This window comes from Pararobbsia silviterrae (assembly GCF_003628125.1).
Taxonomy (GTDB): domain Bacteria; phylum Pseudomonadota; class Gammaproteobacteria; order Burkholderiales; family Burkholderiaceae; genus Pararobbsia; species Pararobbsia silviterrae.
The window spans coordinates 1-20,626 of the sequence record NZ_RBZU01000003.1 but is presented as its reverse complement, the minus strand read 5'-3'; the positions used below and the strand labels follow the sequence as shown (position 1 = coordinate 20,626).

Here is a 20,626-nt window from a genome sequence, read left to right as displayed (position 1 = left end):
ATGCTCTACGGCATCCAGATCGCTGAAATCGATGCGGTCTGGCCCGAGGTGCGTCCGTGGATCGAGCAGGCGTGTGCGCGTAATCGCGGCAAGTACGACGCTGATGACATTTTGGCTGGCCTCCTGACGGGTGAGGACCAGCTTTGGATCTGGAAGTCTCCGACGGCATTCGCTGTCGGTATCACCCGTCTCGCGAACTACCCGAAACAGCGCGTTTGCACGATTCGCATCGTCACCGGCCTCAACGCGGCCGAGTGGCAGGACGAAGCGATGGCGACTATTGAGCGCTGGGCGAAGGAAAACGGATGTCACGCGATGGAGCTTTGTGCGCGCCCCGGCTGGGCGAGACGCATGCGCAGCCATGGGTTCGACATGACACACGTCTACATCGAGAAAAAGCTATGAACAATCCGTTTGAGGGAGGTCGCCATGAGTAGCGGAGGTGGCACCACCACGTCAAATTCAGTCACGCAGCCGTGGAGCGGACAGGAACCGTATCTGTCGAGCATCTTTGGCGATGCGAGCGGCCTCTATAACACTGAGGCCTCAAACCCGTCGTCGACCGTTGCACAGTTCACGCCCGCACAGTTGCAAGCGATGGGCCTTACGCAAAGCGAGGCAAATTCGACGAATACCGGACTCGCTTCGAGCGTGAACAACGCAGCCGGCTCGTACACGACGAACCTGCTCAACGGCGACTATCTGAATTCGAACCCGGGCAACTCGACCTTGAGCGCGTATGCCAATGGCTCGATGGCGACGGACCCGTATGAGTCGAGCGCGATGGACGCCGCAAACAGCGCCATCACGCGCGCATACCAGACCGCGACCGCGCCGCAGACATCGAGTGCGATGGAAGCCGCTGGCCGGTACGGATCTGGCGCATATCAGGATGCGGTCAGCCAGAACCAGCAGAACCTCGCCACGCAGCTCGGCAACACCGACGCGACGCTGGCGAACAGCATGTATCAGACGAACCAACAGAACCAGTTGACCGGCGCTGAAGGACTCTCGTCGAACTACAACACCGCGGCGCAGCAGCAACTTACGGGGTCAATGAACGCCCCGAGCGTGACGAGCTCCATCAACAGCGCGATCTCGAATCTGTATAACTCCGGCGGCGAGCAACAGGCGCTGAATCAAGCCGACCTCAGTTCGCCGTGGTCGTTGCTGAGCAATTACGCGAGCCTCGTTGGCGGCAACTATGGAAGCTCGACGTCGACGACGCAGCCGTATTACTCAAACACAACGGGTGAGGCGATCAGCGGCTTGGGCAGCGCTGCGATGCTTGCCGCATTGCTCATGTGAGGTGATCTATGTCGAGCAGCTATCCCTATTTCGGATTCACGGCGCCCGCAGGGCTGCAATCGTCTGGTGGCACGCCTAGCGCGAGCGATATGAGCGCGTTGCTCAACCCCATGACGCAACAACTCGGTAACTCGGGATCTGGCCTGACGTACGGAAGCCAGTTCATGTCGCCGAGCGCGCAATCCTCGAACAGCAATTCGCTTCCTCTGGCGATGCTCGCGATGCGCCAGATGGGAAATGCCGGCCAACGGACGAGCACGCCTCAGTCCACGGCATCGCAACTCAGTTCCGTCATGCCGATGATGGCTCTGATGGGCTCCAATCCGCAGATGCAACAAGGTCTATCGAGCCTCGGCACGAGCCTTGGCGGTCTGCTCGGTGGCAGCTAAGGATCGGGGGCGAACATGGCAGGTCTGATGGATCTTTTGAGCGGCGGGGGGGATTCCTCGTCGAGCGCCGACCCGTCGCAGTCTGGCGGCGGTTCGGGCGGTCTGATGGGCCTTTATACCGACCCGAACAAAGCCGCGCTCATGGGCTTCTTTCAGGGTCTCATGCAGGCTTCGGGACCGTCGCGTATCCCCGTCAACCTCGGGCAAGCGTTCAATGGCGGGATGCAGGGCGCTACGCAAGGTCTCGGGAACGCCATGCAGATGCAGCGCCAAGCGATGCAGATGCGAGCGATGCAAGGCCTCATGGGCGGCGGTGCACAGCAACCGCAACAGAGCGCGCAGCAACAGCCGACGGGTGACGGCAGCGGGGGGCTATTCGGAGCGTCCGCCGGTATGGGGATGCCTGGGTCTCCCAATGCATCGAGCGCGCCGCCCGCGCAGCCTCAAGCGCAGCCGCAGAGCGCGACGCCGCTCATCATGGGCCGCACGCCGCAGCAGCTCTGGAACCAGGGCATGCTGATGAACATGAGCGGGTTCCAGGGCGGCTCGGAACTGATGAGCGAGGCTCTGAAGTACGATCCGACGCTCGCATACGCGCTTCCCACGGACGCAATGAAGAATGTCGCAGCTGCGTACGGCCAGGGCACTCCACAAGCCCAAAGCGCGCTCTCGGGCATCGTCCAAAAGGACGCTACGACCGCGCTGCGCCCCGGCTCTCCGTTCCTCATGAATGGGAAGATATTCAGTACGCCGGGCGCAGCACCAGCCGGCTATATGAACAATTTCAATAACGACACGGGGCAATGGTCGGTCGTGCCTGTGGCGGGCGGCACAGATGCTGTTCGCTCATCGTCTGCGGCAAGCGCCGGCGGCAACGCTCAATACAAACTTCAACAGGTGTGGGATCAAAACGCCAACAACGGTGCCGGCGGCTTTGTTCAGCAAACCGTGGCAAACGTCGCCGACGCAGCGAACGGAAACGGAGCAGCCCCTGCGGTGCCCGTCGGCATTCGAAATAACAACTTCGGCAATATCAAAGGGGCGAACGGCCAATTTTCGACGTTCTCGACGCCGCAGGACGGCATCAATGCGGCCGATCAAATTCTGTCGACGTACGGCAATAAGTACGGCATCAACACGCTAACTGGCATCGCAAACCGGTGGGCACCGAAGGGGGACGGGAACAACGACCCCGCCGCGAAGGCGGCAGCGATGTCAGCGGCCAGTGGTATCGGTGTCAACGATCCAATCAATCTGGGCGATCCAGCTGTACGCGCTCGAATCCTTCCCGCACTGTTCGATACCGAAACGCCCGGATGGCGCAATGCAATCGGAGGTGGCGCATCGGGTCAATCTGCACCAAGCCCGGTTGCCGGCGCGCCCGCGAAAGGCCCCATGGCTTCCGCGCCACCACTCGGCGCGACGAATGCAGCTAACGCAGCGCAAACGGCGCCTAGCGCGCAAATGGCTGAAGCGCAGAGTCACCTCGCTGATTCGGACAATAGCTACCAAGCGTCGCGGCAAGCTCTGCAAAAGATGATCGCCATTACGCAAAACGGAGGCGTCGGTGACTGGGCTACACGCTTCCTTCCGCAAGATGTGGCTAAGCGAGTCAATGGGGATGCGGCTGAATATCTGAAGGCGCACTCCAACTTTGTGAGTTTGCAGGGCAAGGCACTCGGTAACGGGGGAACAGATGCGTCGCGGGACACACTCGATAATTCGGTGCCGACCTTTGATATCCCGGCTGATGCTCGATTGTCGGGCCTGAATGATCAGCTCAATCAGCTCGATTGGAATCACCTGAAGCGCCAGACGCTCAATCCCGTGTTTCAGCAAGGGGATCAAAAGACGTATACCGCGCAGTCGGCTTCGTTTGATAACGCGATTTCCCCGGCGATGATGCCGCAAATCATGAGCCTTCTTAATATGCCGCCTGGACCAGCGCGCGGACAGGCGCTTCAAGCGGCAGCGCAGAATCCGCAGTTGAAAGCAGCGCTTGATATTGTCTCGGGGCAATTCAAATGAGTAGCATCAGCGATGTTATTGCCCGCGATCGTGCCGCTGCGGAGCAACCCCCAGGCATTGCCAGTGTGATCGCTCGGGATGCGTCGACGTCCGGCCCGCCCCCCGCGCAATCGCCCGCGCCACAAGCTTCGCAGCCCCCCATGCTTGCATCGCAGGCAGCGAGCGACCCGCAATACGGCGACCTTTCGGCCGGTGGGATGCCTGCCTTCACGTCAGGACAGGTCGGCCAGATCGCGGGCGGCGCTGCGCACGGCATCGGCAGTCTGGTCAACAACGCGGCGAACCTCGTCGAGCAGGGCGTATCGAGCGGCCTGAACGCCATTCCTGGAATTCGCGACACGGCGCTCGCGCGCGCGGTACGCTCGACAGCCAACGCGGACACGAGCTCGCAAGCGAAGACCGATCAGGATTTCAGCAAGAACGCGTCGCCGGGCGCGCAAGCCGCCTCGATCGTCACGCCGTTCTTTCTGCCGATGGGCAGCGTCGCGGATGCCGGGTCAGCCGTTGGCAATGCGGTGCGCGCGATTCCCGGTATGGGGGGCACGGCTGGGCGCTTGATCGGCGCGGGCCTTGGTAACGCGGCCACAGGTGCGCTGGCGTCGGCCGGATCGCCGATCAACCCGAACGGCCCGGATTACTGGTCGCAGGTTGGCGGAAATGCCGCGCTGGGCGGTTTGCTTGGCGCTGCTGCGCCTGCGGTCGCCTCGGCAGGGCGAGCGGTAGGGAGTGGCGTTACGGGCCTTCTGAGCCCCGTTTTGAACCCGGGACGCTACGTCGGCCAGGGAATCGCAAATGCACTCGGCGATCAGGCTGGCGACGTTGCGGCGAATATCCGCTCGGCGCCGCAGTTCGTGCCCGGCTCACAGCCGACGACCGCGCAGGCCGGCGCAAATCCGACGCTCGTCGCGACAGAAAAGGCCGCGGCTAACGCGAACCCGGATTTCAAGATGGCGCTGGCGCAACGCGGGATCGACAACAACGATGCGCGGTGGGGCGCGCTCATGGGCGTCGCGGGCACGCCGGCCGATCTGCAAGCCGCGCAAGCCGCGCGCGACGCTGCTGCGAGCCCGCTGTACCAGCAAGCGCACGCGGCGACGGCCAATGTCGGACCCGCGTTCATGCGCTACGCACAGATCCCTGAGATGCAGCAGGCAATGCAAGCCGCTCACAGTGCCGCGGCCCTCGACGCTGCAGTCGGGCGCGGCGTGCCTCCCGTGTGGCCGACGCCCACCAGCAACACGATCAACGGCTCGGCGCTCGATTATACGTCGCGCGCGCTCGGCGACATGATCAACGATGCGCAGCGCCAGGGTGCGAACTCGCGCGCGGCGTCGCTTACCGCGCTCAAGAGCAGTGTTGACGGCTGGACCCAGCGATACATTCCCGGCGTGCAGGCAGCGAAGGACGCCTATGCGGCAGGCAGCGTGCCGATCAACACGATGGAGGTCGGACAGCAGATCGCGAACGGATTGGGCACGCGCTCGATGAATGCCGGCGGCGCGCCCGAGATCCAGATGATGCCGTTCCGCAGCGGACTCACGCAGGCCATGCGCGGCGCGCCCTATGGAATCGACGCGAACGCCTTGAATACGCTGCAGGGGATCGGCCAGGACTTGCAGCGCTCGACCGTCTCGAACTCGCTCAAGTCGCCGGGCAGCGACACGGCATACAACCTCGCGGCAAATGGCTGGCTCGCGCGCAATCTGTACGGGCCGGCGTTCGGCGGATCTACGGGGCTAGGTCGCACGATCGCTGGAGTCGGGACCGCCGCGGCAGGTCATCCATGGGCAGGGTTGGCCGCTGCGGGTGGCATTGGCAAGGTGGGGCAAGCGGTCGGCAACCGCCTGAACGCTCAGCTATCGAATCTTCTTCTCAACCCGAACGCTCTGCTTCCGTATTTGGACGCTCGTGCGGCCCCGACCGTCAACGCTGCGCAACAGGCGCTCCCCGGGCTCTTGCAGCGGCAGGTCCTCCCAGCCGCTATCGGCGGGATTACGCGTGGCGGCCTCATGAATTCCAATTAGGACGTTCACGAAGAAGATGATGAGCAGGAAGACCACCCAGTGCTGCTTAATCAGTTCGAAAAGCATGCTGTCTCCGAACCCCGCCGAGTGCGGGGTTTTTTACGATTATAGGTGAACCGAAATGGCCCTTTGGCAGTGGTCCACGACCCCGGCGGATAACGCTACCGCGGGCGCGATCGATTGGGCGGAAGGTCAGCCCCCGAGCACGGTGAACGACTCGGCGCGCCAGATGATGGCCGACGTCGCCGCCTGGTACGCGGGACCGGAGTGGCTGAATTATGGCCTCACGCCCACGTACATCAGCACAACGCAATTCTCGGTCGCCGGGAATCAAACGGCGCTTTATACCGTTGGGCGCCGCGTGCGGACGTTCAACTCGGGTGGCACCGTCTACGGCACGATCAGCGCATCCGTGTTCACGTCCGTGACGACGGTCACGATCGTGCCTGATAACAGCGGGTCGCTTGACAGCGGCCTGTCTGAGGTCGACGTGGGGATGCTCAATCCCGCGTATGCGTCGCTGAGTTCGCTGCCGGGTCTCACGCTGAACGAACCCGCAAACGGCAACAGCACGCTCACGGTGAATGCGCCCAACAGCACGAACGGCGCCGGTATCGAGATGATCGGGAACGGCACGACGACGCCGAACAAATACCTGCGGGTATGGAACGGGAAGTTCTACATCTGGAACAGCACCAACACCACGGCGCTGTGCAGTATTGACGAGACCGGGAATTTCATCGCGATCGGCGATATCACCGCACTCTCGGATGAACGCCTGAAGAAGGATTGGGAAAGCTTGCCTCCTGATTTCGTTCAGCGCTTGGCGAACGTCAAAAGCGGCACATACACACGGATCGATACAGGCATCCGACAGGTGGGCGTGAGTGCGCAATCGCTACTTCCTGTGCTGCAAGAGGCCATTCATGCGGACGACGACGAAAGGCTGAGCGTCGCGTATGGGCAGGCTGCACTCGCGGCATGTGTCGAACTCGCGAAAGAAGTCATTCGCCTTCGCGCTTTGGTGGAACCCGTCAAATGACACTGCCCGCAGCGCTTCCAATTGCGATGTCGGAAATCGCAACCGAGATCGGCACTTCACTGCAACTTCATTTGGGCGACTCGCGGGTTATCGCACTAGCGGGCCAATCGGCTTTGCCTGTCAGCTACAGCGAATTAGTCGGTAAGACCGGGAGCATTACGGGGAACTTAGGCGTTGCCGGAGAGCAAATGCCAAGCGGCGTGTCCTTCGTAAATTTTTCGTTGCCATTCGTCAGCGGACAAACGTCAGGCATTACGTCAAAACCGAGCATTAACTCTTACACGCTGATTTTCACGACCGCTCCAAATTGGAGCGGACAAATAAAAATCACAAACAACACTTCGGGTTCGTACGTGATTCTCACGCAGGAATCCCCAACGGAATGGTTGGGTGTATCGCAAACAGGATCCGGAGCGTGGATTACTCCCGGCAATAACGACAATTTCACGATCGAAATGTATGTGCCTTAGGCCATTTCGCCGTGCGTCCGTTTAGTCACCGCCTTCCATCACAACGCCACCACCTAACTCGATTCCTACCGGGGAAATCATGCCGACGACAGACGAGCTCCACGCCGCCGACCAAGTACACGCTCTTGCAATTGCGGAGATCAAAGCCGCTATTCGAGCCCACGACGAATCGATCGAGCGACACGATCAACACATCGCGAAACTCGACGAGACCGTAGCTACGCTGCGCGAGGCTTACGGCCGAGTGGCGACGAAGGACGACATTCTCGAATTGCGCACGCACATCGGAGAGAAGTTCGACAAGCAACTCACGGATGCGCAAAACGCAGTGCCCGGCAAATACGCCGCGATCTTCACGGGTGGTGCGGTCGTGATCGCCGTCATCGAACTGTTCCTGCGCGTTCATGGATGACGATCTGATCGAGCAGCGTTTCGAGTTCCACGAGGAACGGCTCGACCACTACAGCGAGCGTCTTGAAGCACTCGAAGACACGCGCGAAGTGAAACACGGTCGACGTCTTGAGTGGATTGTGATCGTGCTCGTCGCCATCGAGGCGGTCGTCGAAGTCTTCACGTATTTCCATCCTCATGCCTAGCGTGCTTCAGCTGTACCTAGTCATTCGCAAGCCTCGCAATTTCCTCGTTCTGCTGTGCCTCTTCATCTCGACATCGCTCGCGCTGCATTTCATGCACGGATATGACAGCGATTGGGGCGCGACGAATCTCATGCTGTCGATCGAAGCAACGATCGCGGGGGCCGTCCTGATGATGAAGGCCGAGGAATCGGCCGAAATGCAGCGGCAAAACAGCATCGAACAGGCAAAGATGCTCGCCGGGGTTCTCGCTATCGCGGAAGCCCAGCGCGAGATATTGGCGGACAACGCCGAAGTTCTTCGGGCGCTGCGCGATAGCAATGAACGCGTCTTGAAGGCTCTCATTGAAGGAGAAACCTCATGAAGTATTCGAAGCAGGCGCTTGACCTCGCAAAGGAGTTTGAAGCCGCGAGCGCGCCCGTCCTTACCGCCTACAAGCCGTTTCCCACGGACCCGTGGACGATCGGATGGGGCCACACGAAAGCCGTTCACGAGCACATGACGTGCACTCCTGAGCAGGCCATCGAATTTCTCGAAGAAGATCTGGCCGACGCGCAGAACTACGTCAACCTGTTCGTGAAGATCGGTATCTCGCAGGACGAATTCGATGCGCTTGTCGATTTCGTGCTCAACGTGGGGCCGACGGCGTTCTACCACTCTACGATGCTGCGCCTTCTGAACGAGAACGACATCGATGGCGCGATCGACGAATTCGACAAATGGGACAAGTCGGCCGGCCACGTTGTCGCAGGCCTCTTGCGTCGTCGCGAAGCCGAGCGCGCGCTGTTCGCCCAAGGTGCTGCCCCGGCGGGGGAGCATGCGCCGGAACCGGAGGCGCAATCGTGAACCAGACCTCTCCGGTTTCAACCGGCGCCGCGGCGATCACCGGCGCCATGCTCGGCGGCTGCATCACATGGGGTTGCCAAGCCCTGAAGCTTCCTATTCCCCCCGCAGAAGTCGCTGGCACGATGGGAGCAATCCTGCTCGCGGCCGGCCATGCAGTCGCTGTTCGCTTCTTCAGCAAGCCCACCGACGTTCCAAAGCAGTAACCCTCCAACTTCCCTGAAGGTACTCACCATGTTCAAACGTATGCTGCTTGCGGCAGGCCTTGCCGCGTCCATGTTCCTCGCCGCGTGCTCGTCCACGCAGCAAGCCACCGCCACCGCCGACCTCGCCAAGCTCCAGACGGCCATCTCCGACGGTTGCGCGATCGTCCAACCGACGTTGCAGGCGGTCGCCGTGATCGATCCCGCTGTCGCCGCTGCGTCGACCATCAACGGCGTCGTGTGCACGACCGCTTCGGCGATCTCGGTCACGTCCGCGCAATCGCTGATCACGACGGGCATCCCGGCGATCGAAGCCGCAGTGACGGCCTCGACGTACATCCCGGCAGCGCAGAAGCCGGTCGTGATTGCGGCGTTGGGTGTGTTCCAGCTGACCGTGCAGAACGCGCTGACGGTCTACACGAACGCAACCGCCGCCGCCCCGGCCTCCAGTGCTTCGACCGCTTCCGCGCCGAGTGCAGCGTCGGCCGCATCGGCACCTGCGGCGGCGAGCGCGGCGCAATGATCGACTGGCGCGCAGCAGCGTTGGCCGCAGCTCGGGCCAATGCTGCCTACCTGATCGACGAGAACGCCGCGCGCTCGGCGTTCACCGCGCTCGGCGAAATATGGGTCGGGAACTATGCGAACGCCTCGCACCAGGCCGTGTTGTCGGCCGACAGCGACGGCAACACATTCCTGAGCATCAGCGGCACGCGCGCGAGCGCATTGAAGCTCATGGACGTGTTTTGCGACGTCTCCCTTGAGCCCGTCGCGGTCGAAGGGGGCAATGTCACGCAGGGAGCGGTCGAGGGCATGCGTGACCTGTGGGAATGGGTGCTCGACACCGTTCCGCAGGATGACGTCGTGAATGTCGCCGGTCATTCGTTAGGCGCGTCGCGTACGCACCTGACGCCGCTGTTTCTGCCCGCAAAGCAGATCGGCCAGCTTCACAGCTTCGAGGCACCGAAGTTTGCTGATGCTGGCTACTATGCGGCGCACGCTGCTGCACTGGCTGGCATGGTCTGCGTGCTGAACGGCGCGGATCTGTGGGCGGCGTGGCCGTGGCGTGACAGCCGCTGGCAATCGCGTCCGCTGCTGGACCACGTATGGCTGCGTGACGATGCGGGGAGCTTCGATATTGTCCCGGGTGCGGAATGGCCGGGCGGCGCGAATGGGGGCGATCACGACATCTCGACAGTGCAGCATCGGGTCGAAGTGATCGCCGCGGCGCAGGAAGCTAAAACGACCGCCTGACCATCAGCGCGAGAACGCTTGCCTGCGTCTTCTTGATCGCGGGCAGGAATTCGAGTTCGACCGCCGTCTTTCCGTAGCTGACGCCGATGCTGGGGAGCGCGCCCCAGTTCGAAAACCCAGATCCCCGAATGTAGCCAGCTCGGATCGTCCCCTCGATCGAAAACTCCCCGACCACCGGAAGGGCGTATGAGTATCCGACGTACGCCGCTTTCGCGACCTTGTAATACGAGTCCCGATACGCCACCCCCCCAACGAGCCATCCATCGGCACGATACTCGACGCCGAGTCCAGGATTGAATTCGTTCCAGTGTTGGGGTGCCATCTCCGAGCCATCGAAGTGCCACGACCGAATCGGCACGACGACATCGAAGTCGCCCGCGCGCGCGGCGCCAGAAATCGCGAATGCCAGGCAAATCAGGGCTTGGGCAACCCGCTTTCCTCTCGTATTTTTCATGGTGGTTTCTGTCTAATAACTGCGTTGCACGCGGCCCGAAACCCTTATCGTTCCGTGCCGTTTTTATGTGCAGCGTCTTAGACATCAACCACCGCTAAACCAGGTGTATCAACCGTTTGGCTGATAAAGCCATTCTCATTTGGGATCAGAGGGTCGTAGGTTCGAATCCTATCGCTCCGACCAGTATGGATAAGGGTTAGCAGGTTTGCACTTGCTAACCCTTTGTCTTTTCTGCGCCACCGCTACCAGATAGCTACCAGATCGGCGAACCCGTCCCGCCCGTTCGTGGTAGACGCATCCAGAACAGTCCATCCGTATCCGGCATCCGATTGCAGCGGGGCCGGTGCCCCTCAGTGTTGATCCCGTTATCTGTGTCGTCCTCGTCTGTATAAGATCATCCGGGTAACGACCCCGATCTACTTCGGCGTGTTCTTGTTCCCTGTCGCTACGCTTACTGCGATTAAACGAGGGGAAGCGCGATGGCATACGAAGAGGCAGTAAAGACGCATATCCAGATCGTCTGGGCCTTCGTCCGTGTGCTTCTACTGAAGCAGGTTTTGCATGATCTTGTGCCCGATACCAAGATCGACCTCTGGCGGGTGATGATGAGCGGGGCGATGGACCTCGCCGTTATCGATTGGTGCAAGGTGCTCGGTAGCCGCAACGACGATACGCACTGGACGAAGTTGGTGCCCGAGTCGGATCACGCGGCATTCCGCGAAGGATTGTTCCAGGCTGTACACATGTCCGAACAGCAATGGACCGAGTATCACGAGCACATGAAGGGCTACCGAGACGAGCATGCGGGGCACCGCGATCTAGACCCGACCGTCAACATGTATCCCGAGCTTGATGCCGCGCTCCAAGCTGCGTACTACTACTACGAGCGCTACCTGTATCCCGAATGGAAGAAGGTCGGTGGCGCGGACTATCCCGATGATTTGAGTGCTTACGCCGATCGCTATCAGGCCGAGCTTAAGGAAGCCGCGTTTCTCGCCACTCAGGCGACCAAACCTCTCGACCCGAAAATCGAAAGATGAACGCCGATCGGAAATGGACGAAGCAGCAAGAAGACGAATGGCACGTGTTCCAGTCGTTCCAGCAAGACTTCGTGTTGCCGCCCGGAATCATCGAGCGTTCGGATAGGCCGGATGTCCTAATTCATGGCGAACGAAAAATCGGCATCGAGTTGACTGAACTGCATATCAAAGACGGCGAGGACGCATGCAGCGAACAGCAGCAAGTGAAGCCGCGCGAACGTGTCGTTGCCCGTGCTCAAGAGCTTCATACCGAGTCGGGCGGGCGGCCTATCGAACTAGTGATCGGCTTCAAGGTTGAATGCCCGATCGTCAATATCGAGGCTAAAGCCAGAGAGATTGCGGCAGTGGCCGCACAAGTGCAGTCTGACCGGCCAGGGCAGGTGGTGCGGCATGCCTACCTACACCTACCCTACATTGTTTCTCTGTATTCGACGGGGGAAAGGGTAGACGCAAAGTGGCGAGTTCAACAGGGCTACATGGTGCCCATGCTTGCGGTGAAACGCGTAGCGGAAGTCGTGGCGACCAAGGTCGCGAAGGCGGCGAAATATCAGAAATGTGATGCTCTTTGGCTTCTGATTACCGTGGACTTCTGGAACCCCGCACAGGACCAAGAAATCGAGTGGCCGCAGGACGAGCGTATCGATTTCGGCCCCTTCGAACGTATCCTGATCTATAAACCAGCGTATGGGCAAGTGGTCGAAGTGCCTCGGTTCGGCTAGTCGTTACTTCGATCCTTCTGCCTTTCCATTGTCGCGCTTTTCGATAGCTTTTAAGGCACCCGGCGGCAAAGATGCGAACACTTGCGCCGCCATTTTCGGCCGCGTGATTCGATCATCAACGATGTAGTTGACCAGCGCAAATAGGATCGTCGATACCTCGGCAACGTCATCGTTCGACATGACCCCTGGATGTACGGCGTTGTTTCCAATCACGCGGACTGCATCGAGTGATTGTTTAGTCTGTTCCGGAAGACCCCGGCGTACCAAGTCGCCAATCTTGTCGTTCAGCGAGTGTCCTTCCGCCTTGAGGACGTTGCACAATTTTTCGATGCTTACGCGAAGGAGTGCGCACGCAGCACGCGGCGAGATAGTTGAGACTTGCCGCGCTTCTTCGAAATCAGCAAGCGAACGAAGGACGCATTGCGGGCGGCAAAGGCTCGTGGCGTGGTTCTAGGTGCTGCCGGACCGGCTAACCTCCGTCCGAACATAGAAGCCCGTCAGCAGGCTGCAAATGCGTTTGCAGAGGGCCTTCGTAACGTGCTGGATGGCTTCCGTGCATCAGGGCTAACACAACGCGATATGGTCGCGGAATTAAACCGATTGGGCGTCAGGACGAGCACGGGACGGCAATGGCATCTAACGTCACTTCAACGAATCCTGTCACGACTGGCGGCGTAGCCAAGATTCCGCCAGTGCAGTCAGCTTCGTGACGTGCCCGTGCAATTCCGTATCCGATGCCCAATCTTCGGGATTTTGGCAAATAATACTCGGTTTGCAATATACCCATCAGTCGCCAATTAACCGATAATTTTGCCCAAAAATCACGCGCTGACTCTTTGAGGGCGCGCAGACCAAAGGGGCGAGTCATGAATCGGTTGGGGAAATATGTGGCGCGTGGCGCTGCGATCGTCGTCTGTGCTGCATTGACCGCATGTGGCGGGTCGAACTCGCCGGACTCGCCGAGCACGACGGCGATCACGACGCCAACGGGCGGCACAACGCCTTCAGCGTCACCCACCACGCTTTCCGCCAGCGTTTCATCGCTTGCCCTTGCGGTCTACGCTCCGGTCACGAATACTGCGCTGACCGGCAATCCCCGGACCATCACGTTTACAAACACAGGAAGTGCAGCGGTTGTCGATTTGGCATTTTCAATATCGCCCGCGCTGCCTACGGGCGCATCGACATCGACAACATGCGGCTCGACGCTCGCCGTCGCATCGAGCTGTACCGTGACCATCGCGCCGGGGAATACGCCAAGCGCGGCGGTTGGCGACCTAAGCGCCACACCGCTCGTATTGTCGGCATCCGGATCGAACGCAACTGCCGTGAACGTGGCGGTCAGCATCTTGGGTTACGGCAGCGTGTATCAGAGCGGCTATGTGTTTGCGATCGATGACACGACGGCAACGACGGGAAGCGTCGGGGGCACGGTTCTTCAGGAATCGGACACTCCGTCATCCACCGAATGGTCGAACACGGCCACGGAGCTCGATGTATTGAGCTTGACGGACGGGGCAGGCAACACATCGACCATCGTCAATGCGCTAGGGACGCTATCAGGCTATGCTGCGCCGGTCTGCTCTCAGGTCGGGGACGGCGGCTATTCGGATTGGTACCTGCCAGCCATCGACGAATTGGACGGCGGGACTCAATCCGCATTTACGATACTCGGACCACTTGGTATTCCTGCGGCTACGGACGGCGCTTACTACTGGTCATCGACTGAATACTCAGCCGATCCTACTATAATGGCCGACGCGGTTTTAGTTACGGATATTTCTACCGCTAACGTGCTGTCCGGTGCGCTTTCAAAAAGTGACTCACTCACCGTCCGCTGCGCTCGTGCAATAACAACGCCTTGACCCCAGACAACACACGCTCGAAATGCGCGGGCGGCCTTACCGATGTGTTGTCCGCGTCGAGCCCAGGTCGCCTGATGTCCTCGTCTCGCGAATGCAATCAATTGCAACTACGTCAGTAACCCTTTGACGAACGCCGATGCTTGGGCTTAACACGGCCAGCGAGCATCAAGACCGCGTATATCAGTGGACTAAGTACCAAGGTGAGTAGCAAATCCATAAGTCACCAAATGTTTGACAATTGCTTCAAGTTGGATGAAGCATCGAGTGCTTCAAGGAGGTTGAAGCATTTTGAAGCAGCCCCAGTACTTGGTCCGGGGAAGCCTTGTCCAGTAAGGGTTTTAGGGCGGGGTAGATGCTTCAAACCGTTTGAAGCATTTTTAATATTGGCGGATTCAACTCTCTTCATCCCTAGGATGAAGAGTTGAAGCACTGAAGCTGTTCCTTGAGTCCAGAAGAAGATAGCGGCGAGCGTCGGGCTGATGGTTTGGATGGGCAGTGTGGCGTATACGAGCGACCGGTTTCAGCGCTCGTTGCTCGAACTTGGCGTCACATGCAGTATGAGCCGGGCCGGCAACGTCTGGGATAACTCGGCAATGGGAAGCTTCTTCTCATCGTTGAAACCGAGCGCGCTGCACGCAAGGTGTATCGCACACGAGACGACGCGAGAGCTGACGTGTTCGACTATATCGAACGCTTCTACAATTCGACTTGAAGGCATTCGACTTTGGGATGAGTCAGCCCGATCGAGTTCGAACGGGCAAGGTTATTAGCCCAGGATGGTGTCAACGAAATCGGCAGCAGCCCATGCGGTTCTCATTGGGTTAGATAGCGCAAGAGCTTTCGCGCAGCTTCACCAAGGGCGCAAAGCACCGCGCCCGCACCGATGGCGGCCCATGTCCACCAAGGCCGCCATTGCTTTTCGAGTCTAAACCCAGCGGCACTCAGTTCTTCGGACGTAGGCAAAGGTGTTGCTAAGAACCTATCAATCCAGTCGGGAGAGGATGCAGATGCGTCCGCAATACTCGTCAACGACGGCTGAACAGGTTCGGGCATGGGCGCGGTGTGAGGTTCTTTGGGAATGCTGATCTGAGGTACGAACGGCGCACTGGCGGCGGGCGTCTCTTGAGCGCGGACGACGGCGTCGGGCGCAGCGGAATGGAGCAACGGAACTACGGCTAGGATCAGGCCGGCGAACGCCACCACCGCGCCAATTCCTTGCCATGCCGGATGACTGAGGAAAATAAGTAGTTGCTTCATCGCCACGGCGGCCGTGTCAATAGACGCCTCCGCGAGGCGAAACGATTTGGTTATAGGCTATTTTCGGGGCGACCGCGAGGATCGACCTATTGCGCTTTTCGTTCAGCGTTGGCGTCCCGCGAAACCTGACTTTTCAGCTAGACAGTCTTCGGTGACCTCCCGCCGACGCAGTACATGCCTCGGATAACCCGTGCCTCGAACGCCTGTTGACCGCTGTCTACTTGACGGGGGAACGTACGCGTCGTGTTCGATGCGACGAGATCGCCGAGCTCGCGCACGATGATCCGATGGCGGCACAGCCGTTTCATCGCTACGTCGCGCAGCGCATAGCCGCGCGACGCGTGATCGCGGACGAGGCGTGGCGCGCGTCGTCGCTCAGAACGTGATCGGCAGCCGGAACGTCACGGTCAGATCCGGCGTATCGCGCGTGAGTCCCGCGCCGACCGAGACGTTGAGCGTCATGCGTTTGGTCAGCGCATACGAGTAGCCGACGAGCAGGGTGCCCAAGGTCGTGCGGACCGAGCCGACTTCCGTTTGTCCGTTCTCCGACGTCGGGAAAATGATGCTCTGGTCATAGCCGATGCTCCACGAGGCTTTTTCGTTGAGCGCCATGCCCATGCCGAAGTTGAGTCCGAAGATGTCGCCCGCGTGAATCGACCCGATCGGCTGCTTGATGCCGTTGAGCAACGTGAGGCTCACGTCGTTGCGCGTGAAGTTGTGCAGGTAACTGAAGTTGCCGAAGAAGACGGCCGGATCGGTCGGCAACAACCACGTGATACCGGGCTGCAACGAATAGAACCCCGACCCCGTCGGGTTCTGCAAGGGCAGGCCCGTGCCCGTCGTATTGGCTTCGCAGACATTGAGGCAATCGGTGGTCACCGAGAACGGGTCGCTGCCCGTGCGGCTCTTGAAGCGCAGCCATCCGACGTAATAGAGGCGGTCGGCGCCGCCGTCGTTGAACTGATAACGCGCCGTCATTTCGACATCGCCGAGGCCGTGGCCGTCGGTGCTGAACACGCTGTCCTGCGCGGTGCCCTGGAAGATCTGGCGTTCGATCGTGCTCGTCGAACTCCACGCGTACGGCACGCGAACTTCGAGCTCGAATCGGTTCGTCACGCCGTAACGGAACGCGACCGTGTTCGTGATCGTCGTCGTGCGCTCTTCCTGAATGTTGATCAGGCCGATGAGCAACGCGGGGATGATCGTGTAGCCGACGAGCGAGACACGGTCGCTCGACGAATAGCCGTACTGAACCGATGGCTCGACCACGAGCTTGCCCTTCGGCGTGAGCACGCCCGGCTGCTCGAACAAAGGCGCAACCTGCGGCGGACGCGTATCGCGTACCGGCGCCTGACCGACGGGCTGCTGAGCTTGCGCCGTGGATGGCGCTTGACCCTGCGCGGCGCCGGATTGTTGAGCCGACTGGCCAGACTGGGCCTGTTGCGCCTGTTGCGGCGCGGGCGTGATCGCACCGCCCGACGATTGGTCGCTGCCGCTCGCCGTCGGCGCATTGGCCGTCCCGGACGCGTTCGCGGCGTTGCCGTTTCCGTTGCCGCTTGAACTTCCGTTTCCGCCCAACGCATCGGATGTATTGGACGTCGCGCCGTTCCCGCTTCCGCTGCCCGATCCGCTGTCGGCCGCCGGGGCGGGCGCGTTCGGATCGATGCCTTGCGCGCTCCCGCCACGCTGCTGTTCGAGCGCTTTTTCATCGAGCGTTTTCGTCAACGCTTGAACGCGCGCTTCCTGGGCGTCGAGCTGGTGCTTGAGATTATCGAGTTCCTTGATGCGTTGATCGATCTCGTCGCGCAACTCCTGCATGACTTGCGCGGGGTCCTGATTGTCGAGCGATTGCGCTTGGGCGATCGAACTCATGAACAGCAGACATGAGCTTCCCGCTGCTCCGATGCGTCGCCATTGGCCGTCTTTCATCGCGAGTCTCCCCTACGTCGATGCGCTCTTCTTGTTTGTCGGTGCCGCTCGCCGTCGCGAGGCGGACTGTCGGTGGCCGTGCTGAATAGCGGGGTGTCACCTCATCTCGGGATCGCGGCAGTCGCAAGCGCTGAATTGATCGTCGACTGCAGGTTGGAGGCCTTGAATTGCGCAAGGGTGTTGACGGCGGCATTGATCGTCGTGAGCGCCTTGATCGTTTGATTGTTCAGCGTGTTCTGCACGATCGTCGCGGCGGCGCCGCCCGTGATGACGTTCGGCGCGACGTTGCCTGCCCCGTTCTGCACGACGGTCGTCGTGCCGAGCGCTTGCGCGAGCATCTGCGCTTGCGGGACGGTCATCTGGGCGATGTTCGGAATGTTGAAGCTCGTCGTGGTGACCAGTTGTCCGTTGACGAAGACGGCGCGTTCGATGCCGAACGCGACCTGCAGCCCGTCGCCGATGTCGAAGCCGCCGCGCATGGTGTCGAGATTCGCATCGCTGACGCGTGCCTCGGTCCATTCACCCGATGCGTCGCGCGGTCCCGGCGCGGCACTCACGATTTCGATCGGCGGACGGTCGTCGTTCTTGCGTTCGGGCGTGGGCGTCGCAAGCGGGGCAGGGGTCGCGAGTGTCCAAGTCGTGGCGTTCGTCGCGTTTGTCGCGTTCGTTGCGCTCGTCGCGTTTGTCGTGACCGTCGATGTCGTCGCGATGCGCGTCGCCGCGCGAGTGTCGTTCGCGTGCTCGTTCGCGTGCTCGATCGCGATCGGCTGGGCGTCATCGCGCGAGGCCGAGTCCGCAAGGTCTTCGGGCTCGGTCACATACGCGAGCGTCTCGACGGTCGGTGCGGACGACGAAGCCGTGCCGGCTGGGTCTGTGCCGATATATGTATTCGTCACAGGTACGCTTGTCGCCGAACTTGTCGCCGAACTTGTCGCCGGACTTGTTGCCGCGCATGCCGTCGCGCATGTCGTCGTGTTTGCCGTTGCGTACGGCGTCGCGGGCGAGGTCGCCTGCGCAAGGCGGACCGATTTCGCGTGCGCGACGGGTTCGCGTATGACCTGCGCGCGCGGTGGCGCGTCGGTGTCGGTGTCGGCGCGCTCGGGCACCGACACAACCGCATCGGTTGCCGCCGCGACACCGTCCTCGGATGCACCTGCCGCCGCGATGGGTGCAGCGACCGCGGGATCGCGCGCGAGGTCCGCGAGCATGTCGTGCTCGGGCCGCGCCGCGCCGTCGCCGGCCTGCACCCCGGACCACGCGGCGCCTGAACCGAACATCAGGCTCAGGCAGGCGAGTTGGATAGGGAGCCTGTTCATGTCGACCTCAAAAATCGTTCGGGCCGAATTTCGGTACCGTGATGTTCTCCAGACCGTCGCGATTGATCGCCATCCAGTTCGGACCGAGCGGCGCGTAGTGCCAGTCGTCCGGATTGTTGAAGACCGCGAGTTCGCGATGGTTGTGGATCACGAACAGCACGTTGTTGTCCCAACGTGCTTCAAAACTGGCACGCGGCATCGAACGTGTGCCGAGCGCGGGGTCGCCGATCAGCAGGCGTCCGTCGTGGATGCCTTTGATCACGACGAAATGGTGATACCCGTTCTCGGTGATCAGCACGATCGCGGGCAAATGCGAGGCTTCGAGCTTGTCGAGCGGGGCCTCGAATCCATCGGCGTCGAAACCGTGCGCTTCGAGAAAACGCTTCATGTCGAGCAGCGAGAACCCCTCGCGCCGGATCTTTTGCTGATTGCCGGTCGCGAACATCTGCTGGAACGCGACCGCTTCGGTCGTCGGATAGCCGTATTGGTAGGTCAACAGCGTCGCAACCGCGGCCGACCCGCAACTGAAGTCGTACTGCTGGCGCACCGTGCCCTTGAAGCGCGCTTCCTTGAGGCTCGTGATGCGCATGTGGATGTCGCCGCCGTCCGGATTCTGGATATCGATCGAATCGGCATGCGCGGTCGTCGCCGCGGCGAACGCGGCGACGACGAGGCACAGCCGCCGCGCGACGCACGCGCATGCGGCACCGTGACGGCCGGGGCTATTGCTTGAATTGAACATTGACGATCGTCGCGTTCTGAATCAGCACGTTGGCGCCCGTGTTTTGAATGACCGTCGGCAAGCCGCTCGAATTCGCGAACGAGCCGTCGGCGATCGTGTTGCTGCCTGTCTGGACGCCGAGCGCCCGGGTGTCGGACAGCGTGCCGTTGACCTGCATGTCGTTATAGGTCTGGCTGCCGCCGCGATAGGTGTCGAGCGCATCGGGGCTCACGGCCGTGCCCATCGGGGTCGATGCGTCCGCCGTTTGCGTCGGCGGCGGGGTGGCTGTGGACGGCTCGGTCTGTGCCGATGCCGTCGAGGTTGTCGAATTTGTCGAAGCCGTTGAATTCGTTGAAGCCGTCGCGTTCGTCGCGTCCGTCGAACGTGCCGATATCGCGGGCGATGCCGCCGCGGTATCGGGAGGCGAGTCGCCCGAGGCAAGCGCGGCGAGCCGGCTTGCCGACTCGGTCGCCGCATGCACGACCGGTGCGAGCGCTTGCGTCGCGTCGGCATCGGGGGCGTGTTGAGCGAATGCCGTCTGGCCGGGCAGCCAGACGATCAGCGACGTGCCCGTCGCGAGTATCCATTTGACCGAACGCATGGTCCTGTCTCCTCAGCCCGGCTCGCACGGCGACGCGCGTGGAGCGTGTCGCGAGCCGGGCAGACCATCGAGCAAAGCCCCGCGGGACACCCGCCCGCGGGACGCGTTTCAGGCGTCAAACCCTCCGTTCTCTGCTAGTGCCCGCCGACAGAGAGGTTGGCCTGAACGTTGACGCTTTGCTGCACGAGCGCACCGATGCCGCTGTTCTGATTGGCGATCATGATGCCGGCCGCCGACTGACCGACGCTCGACATCATGTTCGACATATTGAACGTGCCGGCATCGACGGATTGCGCACCGCCGCCGCCGCCCGCGCCACCCGTCGCGCCGTTGCCGACGCCGCCGGTCCCGTCGCCGCCCGTGCCGCCGGCCGCGCCGACCGCACCCGTTGCGCCGTTACCCGCGGTCGCGCTGCCGTTCGACGCGAGACTCGTCGTGCCTGCGTTCGTGGCGCTGCCGTTGGTGGCCGAGCCGCCCGCGCCGCCTGCGCCGGCTGTCGCCGTCGAGGTGCCGCCTGCCGCGCCCGCGCCGCCCATGCCGCCGGTGCCGCCCGCACCGCCTGCGCCGCCCGCA

Annotated in this window: 26 protein-coding genes and 3 pseudogenes; 19 read left to right on the top strand and 10 right to left on the bottom strand. The window is 61.3% G+C overall.

Going from position 1 to position 20,626, the window contains the following annotated elements; all coding sequences use genetic code 11:
- The 14 genes from D7S86_RS08140 (at position 1) to D7S86_RS08085 (ending at position 10,151) form a co-directional block, all read left to right on the top strand.
- Positions 1–405, top strand: a complete 405-nt coding sequence (locus D7S86_RS08140) for a hypothetical protein (protein WP_121085307.1) — start codon at positions 1–3, stop codon at positions 403–405.
- Positions 406–429: 24 nt separating this feature from the next.
- The gene (locus D7S86_RS08135) at positions 430–1,308 is read left to right on the top strand and encodes a hypothetical protein (protein WP_147432265.1); all 879 of its coding nucleotides are present in this window, start codon (positions 430–432) and stop codon (positions 1,306–1,308) included.
- Positions 1,309–1,316: 8 nt separating this feature from the next.
- Positions 1,317–1,697: a hypothetical protein gene (locus D7S86_RS08130; protein ID WP_121085305.1), complete on the top strand. Its 381-nt coding sequence runs from the start codon at positions 1,317–1,319 to the stop codon at positions 1,695–1,697.
- A gap of 15 nt (positions 1,698–1,712) precedes the next feature.
- On the top strand, positions 1,713–3,725 hold the full coding sequence (locus D7S86_RS08125) for a hypothetical protein (protein WP_121085304.1): 2,013 nt from the start codon (positions 1,713–1,715) through the stop codon (positions 3,723–3,725).
- Positions 3,722–5,749 (top strand): hypothetical protein, encoded by a 2,028-nt coding sequence (locus D7S86_RS08120; RefSeq protein WP_147432264.1) that lies wholly within the window; start codon positions 3,722–3,724, stop codon positions 5,747–5,749. Before D7S86_RS08125 ends, D7S86_RS08120 begins: the two co-directional genes overlap by 4 nt.
- A gap of 121 nt (positions 5,750–5,870) precedes the next feature.
- Complete coding sequence (locus tag D7S86_RS08115; protein WP_121085302.1) at positions 5,871–6,791, top strand: tail fiber domain-containing protein; 921 nt, start codon at positions 5,871–5,873, stop codon at positions 6,789–6,791.
- Positions 6,788–7,261, top strand: coding sequence for a hypothetical protein (locus tag D7S86_RS29030; protein ID WP_147432263.1), 474 nt, complete (start codon positions 6,788–6,790; stop codon positions 7,259–7,261). The genes D7S86_RS08115 and D7S86_RS29030 overlap by 4 nt, the downstream gene beginning before the upstream one ends.
- Before the next feature lie 79 nt (positions 7,262–7,340).
- Positions 7,341–7,673: a hypothetical protein gene (locus tag D7S86_RS08110; protein WP_121085301.1), complete on the top strand. Its 333-nt coding sequence runs from the start codon at positions 7,341–7,343 to the stop codon at positions 7,671–7,673.
- The gene (locus D7S86_RS08105; protein WP_121085300.1) at positions 7,666–7,857 is read left to right on the top strand and encodes an RMD1 family protein; all 192 of its coding nucleotides are present in this window, start codon (positions 7,666–7,668) and stop codon (positions 7,855–7,857) included. Before D7S86_RS08110 ends, D7S86_RS08105 begins: the two co-directional genes overlap by 8 nt.
- Before the next feature lies 1 nt (position 7,858).
- Complete coding sequence (locus D7S86_RS08100) at positions 7,859–8,218, top strand: hypothetical protein (protein ID WP_121085299.1); 360 nt, start codon at positions 7,859–7,861, stop codon at positions 8,216–8,218.
- Positions 8,215–8,700: a lysozyme gene (locus tag D7S86_RS08095; RefSeq protein ID WP_121085298.1), complete on the top strand. Its 486-nt coding sequence runs from the start codon at positions 8,215–8,217 to the stop codon at positions 8,698–8,700. Before D7S86_RS08100 ends, D7S86_RS08095 begins: the two co-directional genes overlap by 4 nt.
- Entirely contained in the window at positions 8,697–8,903 is a 207-nt protein-coding gene (locus D7S86_RS29455) for a hypothetical protein (RefSeq protein ID WP_158601899.1), read from the top strand. The genes D7S86_RS08095 and D7S86_RS29455 overlap by 4 nt, the downstream gene beginning before the upstream one ends.
- The gene (locus D7S86_RS08090; RefSeq protein ID WP_240648052.1) at positions 8,851–9,423 is read left to right on the top strand and encodes a hypothetical protein; all 573 of its coding nucleotides are present in this window, start codon (positions 8,851–8,853) and stop codon (positions 9,421–9,423) included. The genes D7S86_RS29455 and D7S86_RS08090 overlap by 53 nt, the downstream gene beginning before the upstream one ends.
- The gene (locus D7S86_RS08085; RefSeq protein ID WP_121085296.1) at positions 9,420–10,151 is read left to right on the top strand and encodes a hypothetical protein; all 732 of its coding nucleotides are present in this window, start codon (positions 9,420–9,422) and stop codon (positions 10,149–10,151) included. Before D7S86_RS08090 ends, D7S86_RS08085 begins: the two co-directional genes overlap by 4 nt.
- Here the strand turns inward: D7S86_RS08085 and D7S86_RS08080 are convergent.
- The gene (locus tag D7S86_RS08080) at positions 10,135–10,473 is read right to left on the bottom strand and encodes a hypothetical protein (RefSeq protein WP_147432262.1); all 339 of its coding nucleotides are present in this window, start codon (positions 10,471–10,473) and stop codon (positions 10,135–10,137) included. The two genes, D7S86_RS08085 and D7S86_RS08080, sit on opposite strands and share 17 nt — an antisense overlap.
- A 611-nt stretch (positions 10,474–11,084) precedes the next feature.
- Between D7S86_RS08080 and D7S86_RS08075 the strand changes: the two genes are divergently transcribed.
- Positions 11,085–11,645, top strand: coding sequence for a hypothetical protein (locus D7S86_RS08075; RefSeq protein ID WP_121085294.1), 561 nt, complete (start codon positions 11,085–11,087; stop codon positions 11,643–11,645).
- Positions 11,642–12,364 carry a hypothetical protein gene (locus tag D7S86_RS30130; protein ID WP_240648051.1) on the top strand — a complete coding sequence of 241 codons (723 nt, stop codon included), beginning with the start codon at positions 11,642–11,644 and terminating at the stop codon, positions 12,362–12,364. Before D7S86_RS08075 ends, D7S86_RS30130 begins: the two co-directional genes overlap by 4 nt.
- 3 nt (positions 12,365–12,367) lie before the next feature.
- On the opposite strand, the pseudogene D7S86_RS08065 reads toward D7S86_RS30130, so the two are convergent.
- Positions 12,368–12,745 (bottom strand): annotated as a pseudogene (locus D7S86_RS08065) (DUF4145 domain-containing protein); the annotation flags it as partial.
- Between the two features lie 63 nt (positions 12,746–12,808).
- Here D7S86_RS08065 and D7S86_RS30490 point away from each other — a divergent pair.
- On the top strand, positions 12,809–13,042 hold the full coding sequence (locus tag D7S86_RS30490) for a recombinase-like helix-turn-helix domain-containing protein (RefSeq protein WP_338069176.1): 234 nt from the start codon (positions 12,809–12,811) through the stop codon (positions 13,040–13,042).
- Here D7S86_RS30490 and D7S86_RS29025 read toward each other — a convergent pair.
- Both D7S86_RS29025 and D7S86_RS08060 read right to left on the bottom strand, forming a co-directional pair.
- The gene (locus D7S86_RS29025; protein WP_147432261.1) at positions 12,972–13,382 is read right to left on the bottom strand and encodes a hypothetical protein; all 411 of its coding nucleotides are present in this window, start codon (positions 13,380–13,382) and stop codon (positions 12,972–12,974) included. The two genes, D7S86_RS30490 and D7S86_RS29025, sit on opposite strands and share 71 nt — an antisense overlap.
- 39 nt (positions 13,383–13,421) lie before the next feature.
- Positions 13,422–13,712: a hypothetical protein gene (locus D7S86_RS08060; protein ID WP_121085292.1), complete on the bottom strand. Its 291-nt coding sequence runs from the start codon at positions 13,710–13,712 to the stop codon at positions 13,422–13,424.
- On the opposite strand from D7S86_RS08060, the gene D7S86_RS08055 reads away from it, so the two are divergent.
- Together D7S86_RS08055 and D7S86_RS08050 are read left to right on the top strand one after the other, a co-directional pair.
- Positions 13,693–14,229: a DUF1566 domain-containing protein gene (locus tag D7S86_RS08055; RefSeq protein ID WP_147432260.1), complete on the top strand. Its 537-nt coding sequence runs from the start codon at positions 13,693–13,695 to the stop codon at positions 14,227–14,229. The genes D7S86_RS08060 and D7S86_RS08055 overlap by 20 nt on opposite strands.
- Positions 14,230–14,732: 503 nt before the next feature.
- Positions 14,733–14,962, top strand: a pseudogene (locus tag D7S86_RS08050) (integrase core domain-containing protein); the annotation flags it as partial.
- 80 nt (positions 14,963–15,042) lie between these two features.
- Here the strand turns inward: D7S86_RS08050 and D7S86_RS29020 are convergent.
- The 6 genes and pseudogenes from D7S86_RS29020 to D7S86_RS08025 form a co-directional block, all read right to left on the bottom strand.
- Positions 15,043–15,486, bottom strand: coding sequence for a hypothetical protein (locus D7S86_RS29020; protein WP_147432259.1), 444 nt, complete (start codon positions 15,484–15,486; stop codon positions 15,043–15,045).
- 375 nt (positions 15,487–15,861) lie between these two features.
- On the bottom strand, positions 15,862–17,415 hold the full coding sequence (locus D7S86_RS08045; RefSeq protein ID WP_121085290.1) for a coiled-coil domain-containing protein: 1,554 nt from the start codon (positions 17,413–17,415) through the stop codon (positions 15,862–15,864).
- 101 nt (positions 17,416–17,516) lie between these two features.
- Positions 17,517–18,731 (bottom strand): hypothetical protein, encoded by a 1,215-nt coding sequence (locus D7S86_RS08040; RefSeq protein ID WP_147432258.1) that lies wholly within the window; start codon positions 18,729–18,731, stop codon positions 17,517–17,519.
- A 7-nt stretch (positions 18,732–18,738) separates the two neighbouring features.
- On the bottom strand, positions 18,739–19,473 hold the full coding sequence (locus tag D7S86_RS08035; RefSeq protein ID WP_121085288.1) for a C39 family peptidase: 735 nt from the start codon (positions 19,471–19,473) through the stop codon (positions 18,739–18,741).
- A complete protein-coding gene (locus D7S86_RS30625) occupies positions 19,454–20,053 on the bottom strand; it encodes a hypothetical protein (protein ID WP_240648050.1) in 600 nt (199 codons plus the stop codon). Before D7S86_RS30625 ends, D7S86_RS08035 begins: the two co-directional genes overlap by 20 nt.
- A gap of 134 nt (positions 20,054–20,187) precedes the next feature.
- Positions 20,188–20,626: pseudogene (locus D7S86_RS08025) on the bottom strand (hypothetical protein); the annotation flags it as partial.

Coding starts and splice junctions, on each gene's coding strand:
- D7S86_RS08090 (WP_240648052.1), top strand. CDS start 8,851: ATGCAGTCGCTGTTCGCTTCTTCAGCAAGCCCACCGACGTTCCAAAGC.
- D7S86_RS08040 (WP_147432258.1), bottom strand. CDS start 18,731: ATGAACAGGCTCCCTATCCAACTCGCCTGCCTGAGCCTGATGTTCGGT.
- D7S86_RS30625 (WP_240648050.1), bottom strand. CDS start 20,053: ATGCGTTCGGTCAAATGGATACTCGCGACGGGCACGTCGCTGATCGTC.
- D7S86_RS30130 (WP_240648051.1), top strand. CDS start 11,642: ATGAACGCCGATCGGAAATGGACGAAGCAGCAAGAAGACGAATGGCAC.
- D7S86_RS29020 (WP_147432259.1), bottom strand. CDS start 15,486: ATGAAGCAACTACTTATTTTCCTCAGTCATCCGGCATGGCAAGGAATT.
- D7S86_RS08095 (WP_121085298.1), top strand. CDS start 8,215: ATGAAGTATTCGAAGCAGGCGCTTGACCTCGCAAAGGAGTTTGAAGCC.
- D7S86_RS08140 (WP_121085307.1), top strand. CDS start 1: ATGCTCTACGGCATCCAGATCGCTGAAATCGATGCGGTCTGGCCCGAG.
- D7S86_RS08060 (WP_121085292.1), bottom strand. CDS start 13,712: ATGCTGACCGCCACGTTCACGGCAGTTGCGTTCGATCCGGATGCCGAC.
- D7S86_RS08035 (WP_121085288.1), bottom strand. CDS start 19,473: ATGTTCAATTCAAGCAATAGCCCCGGCCGTCACGGTGCCGCATGCGCG.
- D7S86_RS08085 (WP_121085296.1), top strand. CDS start 9,420: ATGATCGACTGGCGCGCAGCAGCGTTGGCCGCAGCTCGGGCCAATGCT.
- D7S86_RS08135 (WP_147432265.1), top strand. CDS start 430: ATGAGTAGCGGAGGTGGCACCACCACGTCAAATTCAGTCACGCAGCCG.
- D7S86_RS08075 (WP_121085294.1), top strand. CDS start 11,085: ATGGCATACGAAGAGGCAGTAAAGACGCATATCCAGATCGTCTGGGCC.
- D7S86_RS08045 (WP_121085290.1), bottom strand. CDS start 17,415: ATGAAAGACGGCCAATGGCGACGCATCGGAGCAGCGGGAAGCTCATGT.
- D7S86_RS29030 (WP_147432263.1), top strand. CDS start 6,788: ATGACACTGCCCGCAGCGCTTCCAATTGCGATGTCGGAAATCGCAACC.
- D7S86_RS08110 (WP_121085301.1), top strand. CDS start 7,341: ATGCCGACGACAGACGAGCTCCACGCCGCCGACCAAGTACACGCTCTT.
- D7S86_RS08130 (WP_121085305.1), top strand. CDS start 1,317: ATGTCGAGCAGCTATCCCTATTTCGGATTCACGGCGCCCGCAGGGCTG.
- D7S86_RS08080 (WP_147432262.1), bottom strand. CDS start 10,473: ATGGCACCCCAACACTGGAACGAATTCAATCCTGGACTCGGCGTCGAG.
- D7S86_RS08115 (WP_121085302.1), top strand. CDS start 5,871: ATGGCCCTTTGGCAGTGGTCCACGACCCCGGCGGATAACGCTACCGCG.
- D7S86_RS08120 (WP_147432264.1), top strand. CDS start 3,722: ATGAGTAGCATCAGCGATGTTATTGCCCGCGATCGTGCCGCTGCGGAG.
- D7S86_RS08125 (WP_121085304.1), top strand. CDS start 1,713: ATGGCAGGTCTGATGGATCTTTTGAGCGGCGGGGGGGATTCCTCGTCG.
- D7S86_RS08105 (WP_121085300.1), top strand. CDS start 7,666: ATGGATGACGATCTGATCGAGCAGCGTTTCGAGTTCCACGAGGAACGG.